19 protein-coding genes are annotated in these 17020 nt (G+C 72.5%); 7 read left to right on the top strand and 12 right to left on the bottom strand.

Going from position 1 to position 17020, the window contains the following annotated elements:
- Positions 1 to 273: 273 nt before the first annotated feature.
- From R2D22_RS12740 to R2D22_RS12750, 3 genes are all read right to left on the bottom strand, one after another.
- The gene (locus R2D22_RS12740; RefSeq protein WP_318103223.1) at positions 274 to 1134 is read right to left on the bottom strand and encodes a PHP domain-containing protein; all 861 of its coding nucleotides are present in this window, start codon (positions 1132 to 1134) and stop codon (positions 274 to 276) included.
- A gap of 167 nt (positions 1135 to 1301) precedes the next feature.
- A complete protein-coding gene (locus R2D22_RS12745) occupies positions 1302 to 1937 on the bottom strand; it encodes a DUF6758 family protein (protein WP_318103224.1) in 636 nt (211 codons plus the stop codon).
- Between the two features lie 127 nt (positions 1938 to 2064).
- A complete protein-coding gene (locus R2D22_RS12750) occupies positions 2065 to 2649 on the bottom strand; it encodes a suppressor of fused domain protein (RefSeq protein ID WP_318103225.1) in 585 nt (194 codons plus the stop codon).
- Between the two features lie 444 nt (positions 2650 to 3093).
- On the opposite strand from R2D22_RS12750, the gene R2D22_RS12755 reads away from it, so the two are divergent.
- Together R2D22_RS12755 and R2D22_RS12760 are read left to right on the top strand one after the other, a co-directional pair.
- On the top strand, positions 3094 to 4233 hold the full coding sequence (locus tag R2D22_RS12755; RefSeq protein ID WP_318103226.1) for a magnesium and cobalt transport protein CorA: 1140 nt from the start codon (positions 3094 to 3096) through the stop codon (positions 4231 to 4233).
- A 29-nt stretch (positions 4234 to 4262) separates the two neighbouring features.
- Positions 4263 to 4769 carry a hypothetical protein gene (locus R2D22_RS12760; protein ID WP_318103227.1) on the top strand — a complete coding sequence of 169 codons (507 nt, stop codon included), beginning with the start codon at positions 4263 to 4265 and terminating at the stop codon, positions 4767 to 4769.
- A gap of 36 nt (positions 4770 to 4805) precedes the next feature.
- Here the strand turns inward: R2D22_RS12760 and R2D22_RS12765 are convergent, their stop codons facing one another.
- Entirely contained in the window at positions 4806 to 5573 is a 768-nt protein-coding gene (locus R2D22_RS12765) for a hypothetical protein (RefSeq protein WP_318103228.1), read from the bottom strand.
- 212 nt (positions 5574 to 5785) lie between these two features.
- On the opposite strand from R2D22_RS12765, the gene R2D22_RS12770 reads away from it, so the two are divergent.
- The 3 genes from R2D22_RS12770 to R2D22_RS12780 are packed head-to-tail and all read left to right on the top strand — an operon-like array spanning position 5786 to position 8779.
- Complete coding sequence (locus R2D22_RS12770; RefSeq protein WP_318103229.1) at positions 5786 to 7054, top strand: magnesium transporter MgtE N-terminal domain-containing protein; 1269 nt, start codon at positions 5786 to 5788, stop codon at positions 7052 to 7054.
- Positions 7047 to 7601 carry a DUF1003 domain-containing protein gene (locus tag R2D22_RS12775; protein ID WP_318103230.1) on the top strand — a complete coding sequence of 185 codons (555 nt, stop codon included), beginning with the start codon at positions 7047 to 7049 and terminating at the stop codon, positions 7599 to 7601. The genes R2D22_RS12770 and R2D22_RS12775 overlap by 8 nt, the downstream gene beginning before the upstream one ends.
- 44 nt (positions 7602 to 7645) lie before the next feature.
- Positions 7646 to 8779, top strand: a complete 1134-nt coding sequence (locus R2D22_RS12780) for an Mrp/NBP35 family ATP-binding protein (RefSeq protein ID WP_318103231.1) — start codon at positions 7646 to 7648, stop codon at positions 8777 to 8779.
- Between the two features lie 51 nt (positions 8780 to 8830).
- On the opposite strand, the gene R2D22_RS12785 is transcribed toward R2D22_RS12780, so the two are convergent.
- The 5 genes from R2D22_RS12785 to sigE all read right to left on the bottom strand — a co-directional run bounded on the left by R2D22_RS12785 (position 8831) and on the right by sigE (position 13673).
- On the bottom strand, positions 8831 to 9460 hold the full coding sequence (locus R2D22_RS12785) for a hypothetical protein (RefSeq protein ID WP_318103232.1): 630 nt from the start codon (positions 9458 to 9460) through the stop codon (positions 8831 to 8833).
- A gap of 99 nt (positions 9461 to 9559) precedes the next feature.
- Positions 9560 to 10000, bottom strand: a complete 441-nt coding sequence (locus R2D22_RS12790) for a sec-independent translocase (RefSeq protein ID WP_318103233.1) — start codon at positions 9998 to 10000, stop codon at positions 9560 to 9562.
- Between the two features lie 89 nt (positions 10001 to 10089).
- Entirely contained in the window at positions 10090 to 11925 is a 1836-nt protein-coding gene (locus R2D22_RS12795) for a S1C family serine protease (protein ID WP_318103234.1), read from the bottom strand.
- Between the two features lie 75 nt (positions 11926 to 12000).
- Positions 12001 to 12918 (bottom strand): anti-sigma factor family protein, encoded by a 918-nt coding sequence (locus R2D22_RS12800; RefSeq protein ID WP_318103235.1) that lies wholly within the window; start codon positions 12916 to 12918, stop codon positions 12001 to 12003.
- Positions 12915 to 13673, bottom strand: a complete 759-nt coding sequence (gene sigE, locus R2D22_RS12805) for an RNA polymerase sigma factor SigE (protein WP_318103236.1) — start codon at positions 13671 to 13673, stop codon at positions 12915 to 12917. The genes R2D22_RS12800 and sigE overlap by 4 nt, the downstream gene beginning before the upstream one ends.
- Before the next feature lie 165 nt (positions 13674 to 13838).
- On the opposite strand from sigE, the gene R2D22_RS12810 reads away from it, so the two are divergent.
- The gene (locus R2D22_RS12810) at positions 13839 to 14504 is read left to right on the top strand and encodes an O-methyltransferase (protein ID WP_318103237.1); all 666 of its coding nucleotides are present in this window, start codon (positions 13839 to 13841) and stop codon (positions 14502 to 14504) included.
- A gap of 127 nt (positions 14505 to 14631) precedes the next feature.
- On the opposite strand, the gene R2D22_RS12815 is transcribed toward R2D22_RS12810, so the two are convergent.
- Complete coding sequence (locus tag R2D22_RS12815) at positions 14632 to 14799, bottom strand: DUF3117 domain-containing protein (RefSeq protein ID WP_003966491.1); 168 nt, start codon at positions 14797 to 14799, stop codon at positions 14632 to 14634.
- 316 nt (positions 14800 to 15115) lie between these two features.
- On the opposite strand from R2D22_RS12815, the gene chcB reads away from it, so the two are divergent.
- Positions 15116 to 15916, top strand: a complete 801-nt coding sequence (gene chcB, locus R2D22_RS12820; protein ID WP_318103238.1) for a 2-cyclohexenylcarbonyl CoA isomerase — start codon at positions 15116 to 15118, stop codon at positions 15914 to 15916.
- A 58-nt stretch (positions 15917 to 15974) separates the two neighbouring features.
- Here the strand turns inward: chcB and R2D22_RS12825 are convergent, their stop codons facing one another.
- Positions 15975 to 16553 (bottom strand): DNA-3-methyladenine glycosylase I, encoded by a 579-nt coding sequence (locus tag R2D22_RS12825; RefSeq protein WP_318103239.1) that lies wholly within the window; start codon positions 16551 to 16553, stop codon positions 15975 to 15977.
- Positions 16550 to 16915 carry a DivIVA domain-containing protein gene (locus R2D22_RS12830; protein ID WP_318103240.1) on the bottom strand — a complete coding sequence of 122 codons (366 nt, stop codon included), beginning with the start codon at positions 16913 to 16915 and terminating at the stop codon, positions 16550 to 16552. Before R2D22_RS12830 ends, R2D22_RS12825 begins: the two co-directional genes overlap by 4 nt.
- Between the last annotated feature and the right edge of the window lie 105 nt (positions 16916 to 17020).

Here is a 17020-nt window from a genome sequence, read left to right on the forward strand (position 1 = left end):
GTCCGTTCCGGGGCCGTTCCGGGGCCGGTCCTGGTCCGTTCCGGGGCCTGGTTCCCGGTCCGAGCCGAGTCCTTTTCCCCAGGTCCGTTCCGGGTCCGGGTCCGTTCTGGGGCCTGGTCCGTTTCGGGGCCGGTCCCTTCCGGGGTGGGCGCCTCGCGGTGGCTGGGGTCGGTCGGGGCGGTTGTCCGGGGCCCGGGCCGTTGGTCGGGCTGCCTGGGGGCCACCGGGCCTGCGGGCCGCTCGCGACGCCGCGGCCGGAGGCCGCTCTCGTGGCTAGGCGGGTCCTCCCGCGCCGGGGACCGGGAAGGCGCCGGTGGCACGGCGGGTGATCTCGCCGTAGATCTCGGGGTCGGTGGTGAAGTCACCGAGGCGGCAGGTCTTGCGGCTGCCGTGGTAGTCGCTGGAGCCCGTCGCGAGCAGGCCCAGTTCGCCGGCCAGGCCGCGCAGCCTCGCGCGCGTCGCCTCGTCGTGGTCCATGTGGTCGACCTCGATGCCGTCGAGGCCGGCCGCCGCGAGGCGGGCGATCGCCTCCTCCGGCACGACCTCGCCGCGCTTGACGGCGAGCGGGTGCGCGAAGACGGTCACGCCGCCGGCCGCCTTGACCAGACGGATCGCGTCGAAGGGGTCGAGTTCGTGCTTCTCGACGTACGCCCGACCGCCGTCGGCCAGCCAGTCGGGCGTGAACGCCCCGGACACGTCCGGTACGACGCCGAGTTCGACGAGTGCCTCCGCGACGTGCGGGCGGCCCACCGAGCCGTCCCCGGCGATCCGGGCGACCTGCTCCCAGGTGACCGGCACGCCCAGCTCCTGGAGCTTGCCGACCATCGCCTGCGCCCGCGGCACCCGGTCGTCCCGGACCAGCTCGCGCTCGGCCGCCAGCTCGGGCTCCTCGGGGTCGAAGAGGTACGCCAGCATGTGCAGGCCCACGCCGTCGATCCGGCAGGAGAGCTCCGCACCGGTGACGAGGGTGAGACCCTCCGGCAGCGCGGCGACGGCCTCGGCGTACCCGCGGGTCGTGTCGTGGTCGGTCAGCGCGACGACGTCCAGACCGGCGGCGGCCGCGTTGCGGACCAGCTCGGCCGGGGTGTCCGTGCCGTCGGATGCCGTGGAGTGGGTGTGCAGGTCGATGCGCACGACGCGTGACTCCAGCGGGCTCGGGACGGACGAGGGGGACGCTCCAGCATAACGGGCGAAGGGCACATGCCAGGCCCGCCCGGGAGCGCCGCTCCCGGGCCGGTCCGGGCCGGCACAGGCACCGGCCCACCTCCGCGCGCCGGCGCGCCGGCGCGCAAAGCGCAGGGCTACGACAGCAGCCGCGGCGTCAGCGCCCCGCACGGCAGCAGTTCCACCTCCGCGCCCGCGTCCCGCAGGTCGGTGAGCACGAGTTCGTCGTACATCAGCAGGCCCGACTGCTCCGGCCAGACGATCGCCCACAGCCACAGCCCGCGCGCCTCCCCGGCGAACACGGCGCGGTCCTGCGGCGCGCCGCTCACGTGCCACAGGGGGGTCGGCCGGCCGGCCGCGAGGACCTTCGCCTGCGGGGGTCCGTCGGCGATGCCGTGCCCCGGGTCGGGTCCGTCCATCCCGGCGTAGCGCGCACCGAGTCCGACGCCGAGCTCCTCGGCCACCAGCAGCAGCTCGCCGATCCCGCCGAGCGGGCCGGGCCCCGAACACGCGACGGCCGTGGCACGCCCGCCGCTGCGGTCGTCACCGGCGTACGCGATCCCGGTGAACAACCAGCCGACCGGCAAGGGCCACGGCATCCAGACCGGCACCTGCGCGCGATGCACCACCACACCCAGGGCTTCGACACTGGGTGGGATCACGGGCTGCAGCGGATGCACGGCACCGTGCACGTCGCACTGCCAGGAGTCGGCGAAAAGACCGGGCGCCCTGACCCGGCCACCACACTTCGGGCAACTGGGTTCGCCCCTCATAGGGCTCAACGGTCCTCCCCGGTCGGCGCGACGTCAAGGACGATCACCCGTCCGGAGTGCGGCAATCCGCCGAGTGACGTCAGATCGCTCACTCGTTCGAGGGGGGTGCGTGCGATCGGGGCCTGGGTCAGTCCAACGTCACGGACCGCCGCAGGGGGTCGCGCAGGTCCGTGCCGTTCGTCAGCCAGCGCTCCTCGAGCGCCTGCGCCCCGTGCACCCGCTTCCAGGCCGCCTCGTTGGGCGTCATCGGCAGCAGCGGCAGGAACCGCACCGGGTCCATCGGGTCGTCCAGCTCCAGGTCCTCCACCAGGCCGCCGGACTCGGCGACCAGGACCGAGCTGAACGGCGCCCCGGGCCACAGCGGTTCACCGACGTCCAGCGAGGCGCCCGGGGCCACGACCACACCCTCGACCTGGGGCGAGGCCGCGAGCACCGCCAGCGGCCGGAGCACCTTGTCCGTGTCGGCGAGCCCGCCGCGCACCGTCAGGACCAGCTCCGCGCGCGGACCCTTCACCGGATCGGCGAGCATCGCGGTCGGGTCGGCCATCGGCTGCCCGGACATGCCGAGGGTGGCGTACCGGACCAGGTCGCCCGTGCCGAACCGGAGCACCTCGATCCGGTCGGTCCCGAGGAAGGTCACCGCGGCCCGTGCGTCGGGTTCGCCGAGCGCCGTACGCAGCCGGGCCTCGACCAGAGCAAGAACATCTCCCATGCGGCGAGCATAAAGCGCGTAGGGAACGGGCAAAGTAAGGGATTGACCCTCTGTCGGCTGATAGTGTTGGCGGCTGGTCGGGTCTCCCGACCGCGCGTCATCACGTCATCCCCCAAGGGGGACCGGCCGGAGGAGGTGGGGCTGCGATGGATCGAAGTCGATCGGGCAGTACCAACCGCTCTTCCGCCCTGCCGCACCTCGCCCAGGTGCATCCCTCCCGCTGACCCTCGTACCGGGTCCTCCGTGGACGCCCGTGCGCCGGGCGCCGGGCACTTCGCGCGACGGAAGAGCACTTCGCCTTTGCCTGTCTGTAGCGAACGCCGTCACCGCGCCTGAAGCGGTGCCGCCCGCTTTGCGGACGTAGGACGCGACGACGCTCCTCAACGTCCCCATTCCGGGCTGTGCCACGTCTCGCCGACGGCCTCTCCGTGAAGGAGCATGCCCATGTCGATGATCCGTGACCTGCGCGCCGCGGTCCGCCCCTCGCTGCGTCCGTCCCTCCGCAAGACGAGCACCGCGTACGGCGCCGCAGGCGCCCCGTACGACACCACCCGTGACCCGTCCGCCTCCAGCGCCGTCGTCGACTGCGCCGTCTACCGCGACGGGCGCCGAGTGGCGGACCACGCCTGCCTGACCCCGCGCGAGGCGATGCGCCGGGTACGTGACGGCGGCGGCTTCGCCTGGATCGGCCTGCACGAGCCGACCGAGGCCGAATTCGCCGGTATCGCCGCGGAGTTCGGGCTGCACCCGCTCGCCGTCGAGGACGCCGTCCACGCCCACCAGCGGCCGAAGCTGGAGCGTTACGACGACACCCTCTTCACCGTCTTCAAGACGATCCACTACGTCGAGCACGCCGAACTCACCGCCACCAGCGAGGTCGTCGAGACCGGCGAGGTGATGTGCTTCACCGGCCAGGACTTCGTCATCACCGTCCGGCACGGCGGGCAGGGCTCGCTGCGCAACCTGCGCCACCGCATGGAGGGCGAGCCAGAGCTGCTCTCCAAGGGCCCCTCGGCCGTGCTGCACGCGATCGCCGACCACGTCGTCGACGGCTACATCGCGGTGGCGGACGCGGTCGAGCTCGACATCGACCAGATCGAGATCGACGTCTTCTCGCCGCCGGCCAAGGGCTCCACGCGCGGCACCGACACCGGCCGGATCTACCAGCTCAAGCGCGAGGTACTGGAGTTCAAGCGGGCCGTCACCCCGCTGCTGCGCCCGATGCAGTTGCTGAGCGAGCGGCCGATGCGGCTGGTCGACCCGGACATCCAGAAGTACTTCCGGGACGTCGCCGATCACCTCGCGCGCGTCCAGGAGCAGGTCGTCGGCTTCGACGAGCTCCTGAACTCGATCCTCCAGGCCAACCTGGCGCAGGCGACCGTCACGCAGAACGAGGACATGCGCAAGATCACCTCATGGGCGGCCATCATCGCCGTCCCGACGGCGGTCTGCGGCGTGTACGGCATGAACTTCGACCACATGCCCGAGCTGCACTGGAAGTACGGCTACCCGATCGTGCTCGGCGGCATCGCCGTGATCTGTTTCGCCATCCACCGCACGCTGAAGCGGAACGGCTGGCTGTAGCGGCGCACCGGGTCGATAGGCTTCGCCCCATGAATGACCAGCTGCTCGGCCCCGCGCTCGTCGAGGAGGCCACCAAGAAGTCCGGCCTCATCTGGGTCCGGGGCACCGGCCCCGCCCGGGCCCTGTGGCACGTGTGGCACGACGGCGCCGCGCATGTCGTCGGCGACGGTCCGGGCGAGCAGCCGCTGCCCGGCCTCACGGCCGGTTCGACCGCCGAGGTCACCGTCCGCAGCAAGGACAAGGGCGGCCGGCTGGTCGCCTGGACGGCGGACGTGACGGAACTGGCCCCGGGCTCGGAGGAGTGGGACGCGGCCGTCGCCGAGCTCAAGGGCAAGCGGCTGAACGCGCACGACGGCGAGGCGATGCCGGAGCGCTGGGCGCGCGAGTGCCGGGTCGTACGGCTCACCCCGCGCGACGTGATCACCGACCTGCCGGACGGTTCGCTGGCCGCCGTCCCGCTGCCGACGGCGGTGACCACCCGCCGTCCGGTCCCCGCGGCGCTGCCCCGGCTGCTGCTCAAGCGCCGCAAGCGCTGAACGCGCGCGCCGGCCCCACGCCGGCGCGGCACTTCCTCAGGTCTTCGGCAGCTGCTTGCCGTAGTCGACGGTCTGCTCCTTGGCGGGCTCCGTCAGCGCGAAGTCCTTGTCCCACTCGGAGAGCACCACCACGCCCGCGCCGCCGCCGCGGGCGAACTGCACCGGGAACGGCGTGCCCTCCAGGGAGACGTCGAGGGTGCCGCCCTCGCCGCCCTGGCCGCCCTTGACCTTGACGGTGCGGACCCCGCCGATGCGGTCCCGGTCGCCCTTGACCACGTCGCCGTGCAGCCCGATCAGCCCGTCGAGCAGCAGGTCCATGTCGGTGAAGCCGCGCAGCTGCTTGTACGCCGGGTCGCCCTCGGGCACCTTCACGTACTTGTCGTCGAGCTTGTCAGCGGCCTCCGAGTCCGAGTCGGTGGGGGCGGAGCTCTGCGCGCCGTCCGCCTCCTCGTGCGCCCAGAAGCCCGCGTCGGCCTTCAGGAACAGGGCCTCGCCGACGCGCAGCAGCTCGAAGGTGCTGTTCTTCGTCGTGACCGAGCCGGCCGCGCCGTCCTCCTTGAGCCGCATGTTCAGCTTGTACGTGCCGCCCTTGCTGACCAGCGTCCCGGAGAGGCGTACCGCCTTGGCCGCGTCCGCCGCCGCCTGGGCCTTCTTCTCGATGGCCGTGGCGGAGAGCTTCCCGACGCCGTTGGTGCCCTCGTCCGGGTCGTCGGCGCAGCCGCCGAGCAGTGCGGTCAGACCGGCACAGAGCACGACGGGGACGGCGGCCCTGCGGGCCCGCGTTGCCAGGGGGAGAGTGCTCACCGGCGCACTGCCTCTCGTCTGCCTGTGGAAATGCGTGTGGGGGATGCCCTGTGGGGTGCCTGTGGGGGACGGGCAGACCGCAGCGTACCTGTGCGGCCGAGGTGTCCCGGCAGGCAGCCGTACGGACTCGTTTCCGGAGCGCCACGGAACGGTACGGGCTAGCCTGAACCAGTCATAAGGCAGCAATCCGTGACATGGAGGAGGCGCGTGGCATGGCGGCAGGCGCCCCCCGGATCTTCGTCTCGCACCTCGCCGGTTCCCAGGTCTTCGACCCCAACGGCGACCAGGTGGGCCGGGTCCGCGACCTCGTCGCCATGCTCCGCGTCGGCCGCCGCCCGCCCCGGCTGCTCGGCATGGTCGTCGAGGTGCTCAGCCGGCGCCGGATCTTCGTGCCCATGACCCGGATCACGGGCGTCGAGTCCGGCCAGGTGATCACGACCGGTGTGGTCAACATGCGGCGCTTCGAGCAGCGCCCGACCGAGCGGCTGGTGCTCGGCGAGCTGCTCGACCGGCGCGTCCGGCTGGTGGAGACGGACGAGGAGGTCACCGTCCTCGACGTGGCCATCCAGCAGCTGCCGGCCCGCCGCGACTGGGAGATCGACAAGGTCTTCGTCCGGCGCGGCAAGGGCGGGGTGCTGAGCCGCAAGGGCGAGACGCTGACCGTCGAGTGGTCGGCGGTGACCGGCTTCTCGCTGGAGGAGGGCGCGCAGGGCGCCGAGAGCCTGGTCGCCACCTTCGAGCGGATGCGCCCGGCCGACCTCGCCAACGTGCTGCACCACCTCTCCCCGAAGCGGCGCGCCGAGGTCGCCGCCGCGCTCGACGACGACCGGCTCGCCGACGTCCTGGAGGAGCTGCCGGAGGACGACCAGGTCGAGATCCTCGGCAAGCTCAAGGAGGAGCGGGCCGCGGACGTCCTGGAGGCCATGGACCCGGACGACGCGGCGGACCTGCTCTCCGAGCTGCCCGAGGAGGACAAGGAGCGGCTGCTGACGCTGATGCGGCCGGACGACGCCGCCGACGTGCGCCGCCTGATGTCGTACGAGGAGCGGACCGCGGGCGGCCTGATGACCACCGAGCCGATCGTGCTGCGGCCGGACGCCACGGTCGCCGACGCGCTCGCCCGGGTGCGCCAGCAGGACCTCTCCCCCGCGCTCGCCGCCCAGGTGTACGTGTGCCGGCCGCCGGACGAGACGCCGACCGGCAAGTACCTCGGCACCGTGCACTTCCAGCGGCTGCTCCGGGACCCGCCGTTCACGCTCGTCAGCGCGCTCCTGGACAGCGACCTGCCGCCGCTCGCCCCGGACACCCCGCTGCCCGCCGTGACCGGCTATCTCGCCGCGTACAACATGGTCGCGGCGCCGGTGGTGGACGAGAGCGGCTCGCTGCTCGGCGCGGTGACCGTCGACGACGTGCTCGACCACCTGCTGCCGGAGGACTGGCGGGAGACGGACTTCCTGACGGAGGGGGTGTCCCATGGCTGAGCGTGCCCAGGAGCGGGACCGGGAGCGGTCCTTGCCGCGTATCCGGCTCGACCTGCCGCGCGAGCGGCGGGTGCGGCTGCTGCCGGAGTACGACCCGGAGGCCTTCGGCCGGCTCTCGGAGCGGATCGCCCGCTTCCTCGGCACGGGCAGGTTCCTGGTCTGGATGACGCTGACGGTCATCGTCTGGATCGGGTGGAACGTGTTCGCGCCGCCCTCGCTGCGGTTCGACGAGTATCCGTTCATCTTCCTGACCCTGGCCCTGTCGCTGCAGGCCTCGTACGCGGCCCCGCTGATCCTGCTCGCGCAGAACCGGCAGGACGACCGGGACCGGGTCAACCTGGAGCAGGACCGCAAGCAGAACGAGCGGTCGATCGCCGACACCGAGTACCTGACCAGGGAGATCGCGGCGCTGCGGATGGGCCTCGGTGAGGTCGCGACCCGGGACTGGATCCGCTCGGAGCTCCAGGACCTGCTCAAGGACCTGGAGGGCCGCCGGGATCTATTCCCGCCGGACGGCAATCCCCGGAGTGACGTACCCGACCGCTGACGGGGCTTTCCGGGGCCGGTGGTCGGCGCCGTACCATCGTCCGTATGGCTACGGAAGACGCGGTGCTCGAAGCACTGGCGACGGTGAACGACCCCGAGATCAACAAACCGATCACCGAGCTCGGCATGGTCAAGTCGGTGGAGATCGGAGACGACGGCAAGGTCGCCGTCACGGTCTACCTCACCGTCTCCGGCTGCCCGATGCGCGACACGATCACCCAGCGCGTGACGGACGCCGTCTCCCGCGTCGAGGGCGTGACCGGCGTCGACGTCTCGCTCGACGTGATGAGCGACGAACAGCGCAAGGAGCTGGCGGCGGCGCTGCGCGGCACCACCGCCGAGCGCGAGGTGCCGTTCGCGAAGCCCGGCTCGCTGACCCGGGTGTACGCGGTCGCCTCCGGCAAGGGTGGCGTCGGCAAGTCCTCCGTGACCGTGAACCTGGCCGCCGCGATGGCGGCGGACGGCCTGAAGGTCGGCGTCGTCGACGCGGACATCTACGGCCACAGCGTGCCGCGGATGCTGGGCGTGGACGGGCGTCCGACCCAGGTCGAGAACATGATCATGCCGCCGTCCGCGAACGGTGTGAAGGTCATCTCCATCGGCATGTTCACCCCGGGCAACGCGCCGGTCGTGTGGCGCGGCCCGATGCTGCACCGCGCGCTCCAGCAGTTCCTCGCGGACGTGTACTGGGGCGACCTGGACGTCCTGCTGCTCGACCTGCCCCCGGGCACGGGCGACATCGCGATCTCGGTCGCGCAGCTGGTGCCGAACGCGGAGATCCTGGTGGTCACGACGCCTCAGCAGGCCGCCGCGGAGGTCGCGGAGCGGGCCGGCTCGATCGCCGTCCAGACCCACCAGAAGATCGTCGGCGTCGTCGAGAACATGTCCGGGCTGCCGTGTCCGCACTGCGACGAGATGGTCGACGTGTTCGGCACGGGCGGCGGCCAGAAGGTCGCTGACGGCCTGACGAAGACCACCGGCGCGACGGTGCCGGTGCTCGGCTCGATCCCGATCGACGTCCGCCTGCGCGAAGGCGGCGACGAGGGCAAGCCGGTCGTCATCACCGACCCCGACTCCCCGGCGGGCTCCGCCCTCCGCGCCATCGCCGGCAAGCTCGGCGGCCGCCAGCGAGGCCTCTCCGGCATGAGCCTGGGCATCACCCCGAAGAACAAGTTCTGACGTACTGAAGGGGCACCCCGAACCGGGGTGCCCCTTCTGTGCGTCCTGCCGTCAGGCGTAGAGCCCGAGGTCGGCGACCTGGGCGAAGGCCAGGCCGTAGGCGCTCATGCCGCGCCCGTACGCGCCGAGGTGGACGCCCGCGGACGTCGTGCCCGCCAGGATCCAGCCGAACTCCGACTCGCGGTACGCGAACGGCATCGGGACGCCGTCCACCGGGAGCGACAGCGAGGACCACTCCGGTCCGTCCAGGTCGTCGGCCAGCTCGAACGCCGCCTCCGTCTGCTGCTCCAGCCAGTCGTCCCGCAGCGCGTGGTCCAGCTGCGGGGGCCACGTGTAGGCCAGCAGGCCCGAGCCGGCCAGCCAGGCCGCCGAGGACACCGTGGTGGCGTCCAGCACCCCCGTACCGTCCCCCGAGCGCCGTACCGGGCTCGCGGCGACCGTGACGACCACCGCGAAACGCTCCTTCTCGGCGCCGCCCGCGTCGGACTTTATCGACGGCTCGTCGCCGTGGCCCAGGGAACCGTGCTGCACGGTCCCGTCGGCGGCGGTGCCGAGCTGCATCAGCCAGCGCGGCCCGGTGAAGGCCTCGTCCAGCCCGTACCAGGCGAACGGGGCGCGCAGGAAGCCCTCGGCCGTACGCCGGGCCGCGGGCACCCCCTCCACCCGACTCGTCGTCTCCATACTCCGGCCGCCTCCTCGATCTTTCGTGTCCGCATCAACGGACGACAGTCGAGGATAGCCATCCCGTCGCGGCCGTCAGGGATTTGACGGCCGGACGGGTCAGGTGGCGTCGGCGTCGAACGGCGGGCGGTCGCCCCCGTCGGGCTTGTCGGTCTTCTTCGTCAGGTCCGGCGAGCCGTTGACCGCGGCCGGTACGGACGACGGCTCGGGCTCGGTGGAGTTCACCGCGTCGGCGACGTCGTTCATCTCCTTGCGGAGGTCGAAGCTGTCGCGGAGGTCCTTGAGCTCCTTGAGGTCGCCGTCCTTCTCGAGCTGCTTGCGCAGGTACGTCTTCGGGTTCAGGTCCTCGAACTCGAAGTCCTTGAACTCGGGCCCGAGCTCGCTGCGGATGTCCTGCTTGGCGCTCTCGGAGAAGCTCCGGACCTTGCGGATGAAGCCCGCCACGTCCTGGATGACCTTCGGCAGCTTGTCCGGGCCGAAAATCAGCACGGCGAGGACAACGAGCGTCGCCAGCTCGAGTATGCCGATGTCGTTGAACACCTTGCTGCTCCTTCAGGGGGTCCGGGCCCGGTCCACGGTACCCGCCGAAACTGTCGGCGCGGTACCTTGCGACGTCCGCGACATGGCGCTCAGGTGCCCTGCGCGGAACCGAGCGTCAACGACTTGGCCAGCTCGTTGCCCCCGCGCAGCAGCGTCAGCTCCAGCCGGTCGCCGGGCCGGTGGGCGCGGATCTTCACGATCAGCTCCTCGCCGTTGTGCACCCGCTGCCCGTCGACCTTGGTGATGACGTCGCCGGGGCGGATGCCCGCCTTCGCGGCCGGGCCGCCGGGCGTGACGGCCGGGCTGTTGTCCTTGCCCTTCTCGCCGACCTTGGCTCCGTCGCCGTCGTACTGCATGTCGAGGCTCACACCGATGACGGGGTGGGTGGCCTTGCCGGTGTTGATCAGCTCCTCGGCGACGCGCTTGCCCTGGTTGATCGGGATGGCGAAGCCGAGGCCGATGGAGCCGGACTGGCCGCTGGTCGGGCTGGAGCCGTTCCCGGCGGCGCGTATGGCGCTGTTGATGCCGATGACCCGGGCCTTGGAGTCGACCAGCGGGCCGCCGGAGTTGCCGGGGTTGATCGGCGCGTCGGTCTGCAGGGCGTCGACGTAGCTGATGTCGCTGCCGTCGCCCTTCTCGCCGCCGGCGGTGATCGGCCGCTCCTTGGCGCTGATGATGCCGGAGGTGACGGTGTTCTGGAGGTCGAACGGGGCGCCGATGGCCACGACCGGGTCGCCGACGCGGACGTTGTCGGAGTTCCCGAGCGGCAGCGGCTTGAGGTTGGACACGCCGCTGACCTTCACGACCGCGAGGTCGTAGCCGCTGTCCTTGCCGACGAGCTTCGCCTCGGCCGTCTCGCCGCCGCTGAAGGTCACCGAGATGTCGCCGGCGCTGCCGGCCGGGTCGACGACGTGGTTGTTGGTGAGGATGTGGCCCTGGTCGTCGAGCACGAAGCCCGTGCCGGTGCCGGAGGAGCCGCCGCCCTTCACGTGGATGGTGACGACGCTGGGCAGCGCGCTCGCGGCGATGCCGGCGACGCTGTCCGGCGCGCGGCCGGTGTCCTCGGCCTCGGCCTGCGGGAGCTCGATGGTGGTGAGGCCGCCGTTGCGCTCGATGTACGCGCCGACTCCGCCGCCGACGATGCCGGTGGCGAGCGCGATGACGAGCGCGCCGACGAAGCCGATGCCGCGGCGGGCCTTCGAGGACGGGACGGCCGCCGCGGGCGGCGTCGCCAGGCCGGCGGGCGTGCTCCACGGGTCGTACTGCACCCATGGCGAGGCTGCGGTCACGGGCGCGGGGGCAGCGGCGGGCATCGGGGCGGGCGGCTGCGGCGGCACGGGGGCGGGCGGCTGCGGCGGCACGGGCCCCGGGCCCTGCGGCGGGGCGGGGGGCTGGCCCTGCGGCGGTACAGGGGGCTGGCCCTGCGGCGGGACGGGCCGCTGGACGGGCGGGGCGGGCGCCCAGGGGCCGGGGCCGCCGTAGGGCGGGGTGCGGTACTCGTCCGGCTGGTGCAGCGGCTGCCCGGCCGGTCGGTACGGCTCCGAGACCGGCACGGCGTCGACGTCGGCATCCGTGACGGGGACGGGCTCGGGCTGCTCCGGAGCGGGTACGGGCTCCGGCACAGGCTCCGGTGCGGGCGTCTTCTCCAGGCTGGTGGTCGCCGTCTGCGGCTGCGGGGCCGCGTCGGCGGGCTCCGCAGCCGGGGCCGCGACGCTCTCCGGTGCCTCCGGCGCCTGAGCGGCCGGGGCTGCCAGGGTGAAGTCGCCGTCCGTGTCCGAGGCGGGGGCGGGCTCGGGCGCGGGCTCCGGCGGCGTGTCGGCCGCCGGTTCCGGTATCGCGGGCTCCGCCCCTGCCTCCGGCGCGGGTGCACTCGTCGGCCGGCTCCACCACTTCGGCTTCCGGCCGGTCGTCTTCCCGTCGTCCATGCTCTCCCCGTAACAGCGTGCCTGTCCGCGCCCGTCCCGGCGGGCGCCCCTGCCGAGGATTCAATCAGGTCCCGCTCAGCGGGGGGACGGGAGCGGGTCGCTCGGCCGGGTCGGAGCGGTCAGTCGGGTCGGTTCGGGGGTCGCGGTCGGCGGGAACGCGGGTGCGAACGCCGACTGGAGCGCGGACCCGGTGGGCCGTATCAGCGGGGACAGCCCGAGCAGCGGGGTGGCCGGGGCCTGGAGCTGCACGGTCGTGGCCGCGTTGATCCGGGCCGCGTTGAGCATGGCCGGGGTCGGCCGCTCCGCGGACCGGGCGCTGCGGTTCGTCGGTGTACCGACCGTGACGCCGGTGCCGGTGCCGGTAACGGTGCCGGTGCTGCCCGTACCCGTACCGGCGCCTTGGGCGCCGCCGCCGGACCGCAGCGGGGTCACCGAGGCGCCGGTGCCTTCTCCGCGCGCGTTCGCCTCGACGGCAGCCTCCAGCGGCAGCGCGCCGCCGAGGGCGATCGCCGCGAAGGACACCGCGCTGGCCGCCGCGAAGGCGAACCGCCGGCCGCGCCACGCTGAGCGGTCCTGGGCGGGCCGCCCGACCTCGTGGATGCGGAAGCCGGAGTACGGATCGACCGGGGCTGCGGTGGCGAAACCGTCCGTACGGACGCCGCCGACGCCGTCGCCGCGGACGCCGAAGATCCCGCCGACGGCGTCGAAGGGCCCTCGGCCCCCGCCGTCACCGCCCGGGTCGCCCGGTCCGCCGGGCAGTCCTTGAAGGCGCGCGAGCAGCCCCTCGGAGGGGGGAGGCGGCGCGGCCTGCGCGAACACGTTCTTGAGGCTGCGCTGGGCGTCGGCCTCGGCCTTGCACTTGGGACACGTCGCGAGGTGGGCGAGGACCCGCTCGCGGGCGTCATGACCGAGTTCGCCGTCGACGAGCGCGGCGAGCCGGTCCCCCAGGTGGTGTTCCACGGGGGTGGGGCCTGACGGGCTGGAGCTGCTCACGCGGTTCCGCCCTCCCAGCCGACGGCGGCGTACGCGCGCTCCGCGCGGGCCTCCGGGGAACGGTGCTGCAGGGCCTTGCGCAGGTGGGACCGGCCGCGGTGGATGCGGCTGCGGACGGTGCCGAGCTTCACGCCCAGGGTCGCGGCGATCTCCTCGTACGACAGGCCCTCGATGTCACAGAGGACGACCGCGGCACGGAACTCGGGCGCGAGGGTGTCCAGCGCCTGCTGCACGTCCGCGTCGAAGTGGGTGTCGTTGAACGCCTGCTGCGGGGACGGCTCGCGGCTGGGCAGCCGCTCCGCCGCGTCGTCGCCGAGCGCGTCGAACCGGATGCGCTGCTTGCGGCGGACCATGTCGAGGAACAGGTTCGTGGTGATGCGGTGCAGCCAGCCCTCGAAGGTGCCGGGCGTGTACGTCGACAGCGAGCGGAAGACCCGGACGAAGACCTCCTGCGTGAGGTCCTCGGCGTCGTGCTGATTGCCGGTGAGGCGGTAGGCGAGACGGTAGACGCGGCCACTGTGCGTGCTGACGATCTCCTCCCATGTGGGCGGAGTCCACGCCTGCGATTCCGCGTCCGTGGCGAAGGTCGCGGTGGTGGGTGCGGAGTCGGCGGTGCGGAAACGGTCAGCGGTGTCGGTCACGGATTTCGGCTCACCCGCCGACCTGAGAAGACGCCGAAGCACTCCTCCCCGATCCACAGGCGCAGCCGCACCTCCCCTGTCGGCTCTGGTGGTGTCCAGTGGAGCCCCTACCATAGCCACCCCGTCCGTTAGCTCCGGATAAGAATCTTTACGCGAATTTGGGGCCTGCTCGCGGGCCACCGCGTGTCGTGCCATCCGCTCCCCCCGGTTCTCTCCCCCGCCCCTTATCAACGCCCGGTCCCATCTGCGGGTTCCCACGCGCAGCGGATACAGTCACCGTTGCGCCAACTACGGGGACAGGAGAGGGCCATTACCGCCAACCGGCAGACGAGCTGGGCGTTCGCCGACGCCTACGTCGCCGAGGACGAAGCGCTGCGCTGGGCCCGTGCGCGGGCCCGGGAGGCAGGGCTGCCCTCGGTGTCGCCGGGCACCGGCGCCGCACTGCGGCTGCTCGCGGCCACGGCGGACGCGAAGGCGGTGGCCGAGATCGGTACCGGTACGGGCGTGTCGGGGATCTACCTGCTGCACGGGATGCGGCCGGACGGGGTCCTGACCACGGTGGATCTGGAGCCGGAGCGGCAGCAGTTCGCGAAGACGGCGTTCCGGGCGGCGGGTTTCGCGGGGAACCGGGCGCGGTTCATCCCCGGCCGCGCGCTCGACGTGTTGCCGCGGCTCGCGGACGGCGGGTACGACCTGGTGTTCTGCGACGGCGACCGGCTGGAGTGCCTGGACTACCTCGCTGAATCGTTGCGCCTGCTGCGGCCGGGCGGGCTGGTCTGCTTCGAGGGCATGTTCGCGGACGGCCGGACGGTGGACTCTGCGGCACAACCGGCGGAGGTGCTGCGAGTGCGCGAGCTGTTGCGCGCGATCCGGGAGAGCCAGGAGCTGCTGCCCTCACTGCTGCCGGTGGGCGACGGCCTGCTGTGCGCGGTGCGCCGGCCGTAGAGGGGCAGCGGGTAGGGGCGGCTCGGCGGCCTCAGCCGCGCAAGGCTCCGAACGCCTGAGACGCCACTGCCCCGGCGCGGTGGTGAGACCTTGCCGGGGCAGTGGGAAATCGTGGGCGCGTATCGCGTCAGCCGACGACCTTCTTCAGGGCGTCGCCGAGAGCGTCGGCCTCGTCCGGGGTCAGCTCGACGACAAGCCGACCGCCGCCTTCGAGCGGAACGCGCATGACAATGCCCCGCCCCTCCTTGGTCACCTCGAGCGGGCCGTCGCCCGTCCGCGGCTTCATGGCCGCCATGCTCGTTCCCCTTCCTGAAACCAGCTCATCGAAAGCCGACGGCCCCGGGAAAGGAGCACGCGTCACCGGCATCGAACACATTGCTTCCAGGTCATTATCCCGCATCCGCAGACCCGATGACCAACATCAGGAGGCATCGCTTGCGCAACGCGCTTTCGCAAAACCGCCCATTTCGGCGATCGGCCTGCGATACTTCGCCGCCGCGGGTCCGGGAGGGGGTGCCGAATCTTTGACGCAGCTCACATGTGCGGACGGGAGGAACTCCGCCATGCTGGTCGGGCCAACGATCAAAGATGACCGTGCGAAGGGATCTGTCATGGCCGACACCGTGCTGTACGAGGTGAGCGACGGGCTCGCCACGATCACGCTCAACCGGCCCGAGGCCATGAACGCGATGAACGTGGCGGCGAAGGTCGCGCTCCGGGACGCGGCGGAGACCGCGGCCGCGGATTCGGCCGTTCGGGCGGTGCTGCTGACGGCGACGGGCCGGGCGTTCTGCGTGGGCCAGGACCTCAAGGAGCACGTGGGCCTGCTGATGTCGGACAAGGAGTCCGGCACCAACGCGACGATGAACACGGTCCGGGACCACTACAACCCGATCGTGCGCGCGCTGACCAGCATGAAGAAGCCGGTGGTGGCGGGCGTGAACGGCGTCGCGGCGGGCGCGGGCTTCGGGTTCGCGCTGGCGGCGGACTACCGCGTCGTGGCGGACACCGCGTCGTTCAACACCTCGTTCGCCGGGGTCGCGCTGACCGCGGACTCGGGCATGTCGTGGACGCTGCCGCGGCTGATCGGCGCGAGCCGGGCCTCCGACCTGCTGCTCTTCCCGCGCTCGATCACGGCGCAGGAGGCGTACGAGCTGGGCATCGTCAACCGTCTCGTCCCCGCGGCCGACCTGGCGACCGAGGCCGCCGCGGTCGCCCGCGCCCTGGCCGAGGGCCCGACGGTCTCCTACGCGGCCCTCAAGGAGTCCCTGGCCTACGGCGCGGACCACTCCCTGGCGGAGGCCCTGGAGAAGGAGGACGAACTCCAGACCAAGGCCGGCGCCTCGGAGGACCACACCATCGCCGTCCAGGCCTTCCTCGCCAAGGAGAAGCCCAAGTACCTGGGCCGCTGAGCCCGCACGCCCCCACCCCGCCGCCTGGCGGCGGGGTGGGGGGCGCGGCCGGCTCGCGTCAGCGCATCGCGCAGTCGTGGAGGTGGTCGTTGACCAGGCCGCAGGCCTGCATGAGCGCGTAGGCCGTGGTGGGGCCGACGAAGCGGACGCCGCGCTTCTTCAGGGCCTTCGAGAGGGCCACGGACTCGTCCGTGATCGCCGGGACGTCGGCGATCGTGCGGGGTGCCGGGCGGGAGGTCGGGTTCGGGGCGTGGGACCAGATCAGGTCCTCCAGCTCGCCGGTGGCCCAGCCGGCCAGCAGCTGCCCGTTCGCGATCGTCGCGTCGATCTTCGCGCGGTTGCGGATGATCCCCTCGTCCGCGAGCAGCCGCTCCCGGTCCGTGTCCGTGAACCGCGCCACCTCAGCGATCCTGAAGTCCGCGAAGGCCTTACGGAAGCCCTCGCGGCGGCGCAGGATCGTGATCCACGACAGGCCGGACTGGAACGCCTCCAGGCAGAGGCGCTCGAAGAGCGCGTCGTCGCCGTGGACCGGCTTGCCCCACTCCTCGTCGTGGTACGCGACGTAGTCCTCCGCCGACAGGCCCCACGGGCAGCGCAGCAGGCCGTCCGGCCCCGGGATCGAGACGCCCTCGCTCATGACTCGTCCTCCGCGTCGTCCTGCGCGCCGGGCTTCTTGAACAGGTCCGGCCGCGACACCGCCGTCGCCTGCGCGCCCGCGAGCGCCGCCTCCAGCTCCGCGATCCGCGCGTCCCGCTCGGCCAGTTCCGCGCCGAGCCGCGCCAGTACGTCGTCGACGTCCGCCATCCGGTAGCCACGCGCCGCCATCGGCAGCCGCAGCGCCTCGATGTCCGCGCGGCCGACCGGACGCGTCGCCGGCAGCGGGTCCACCAGCCCCTCCGGCGCCGCCTCGGGCAGCACCTCGCCGTCGCCGCCGCCGACCACCACCAGGGTGACCGCCGCGACGACCACGACCATCGCGATCAGCAAGAACCAGAACACAGCGTGTATCTCCCGGCTATCCGGTGTGGAATACGTCCCGAGCCGATCGTGCCATGCGCCACCGACAGTTAGGGTCGCAGGCGAACGGACGCGAGGGAGGACAAA

This window comes from Streptomyces sp. HUAS YS2, from assembly GCF_033343995.1.
GTDB lineage: Bacteria > Actinomycetota > Actinomycetes > Streptomycetales > Streptomycetaceae > Streptomyces > Streptomyces solicathayae.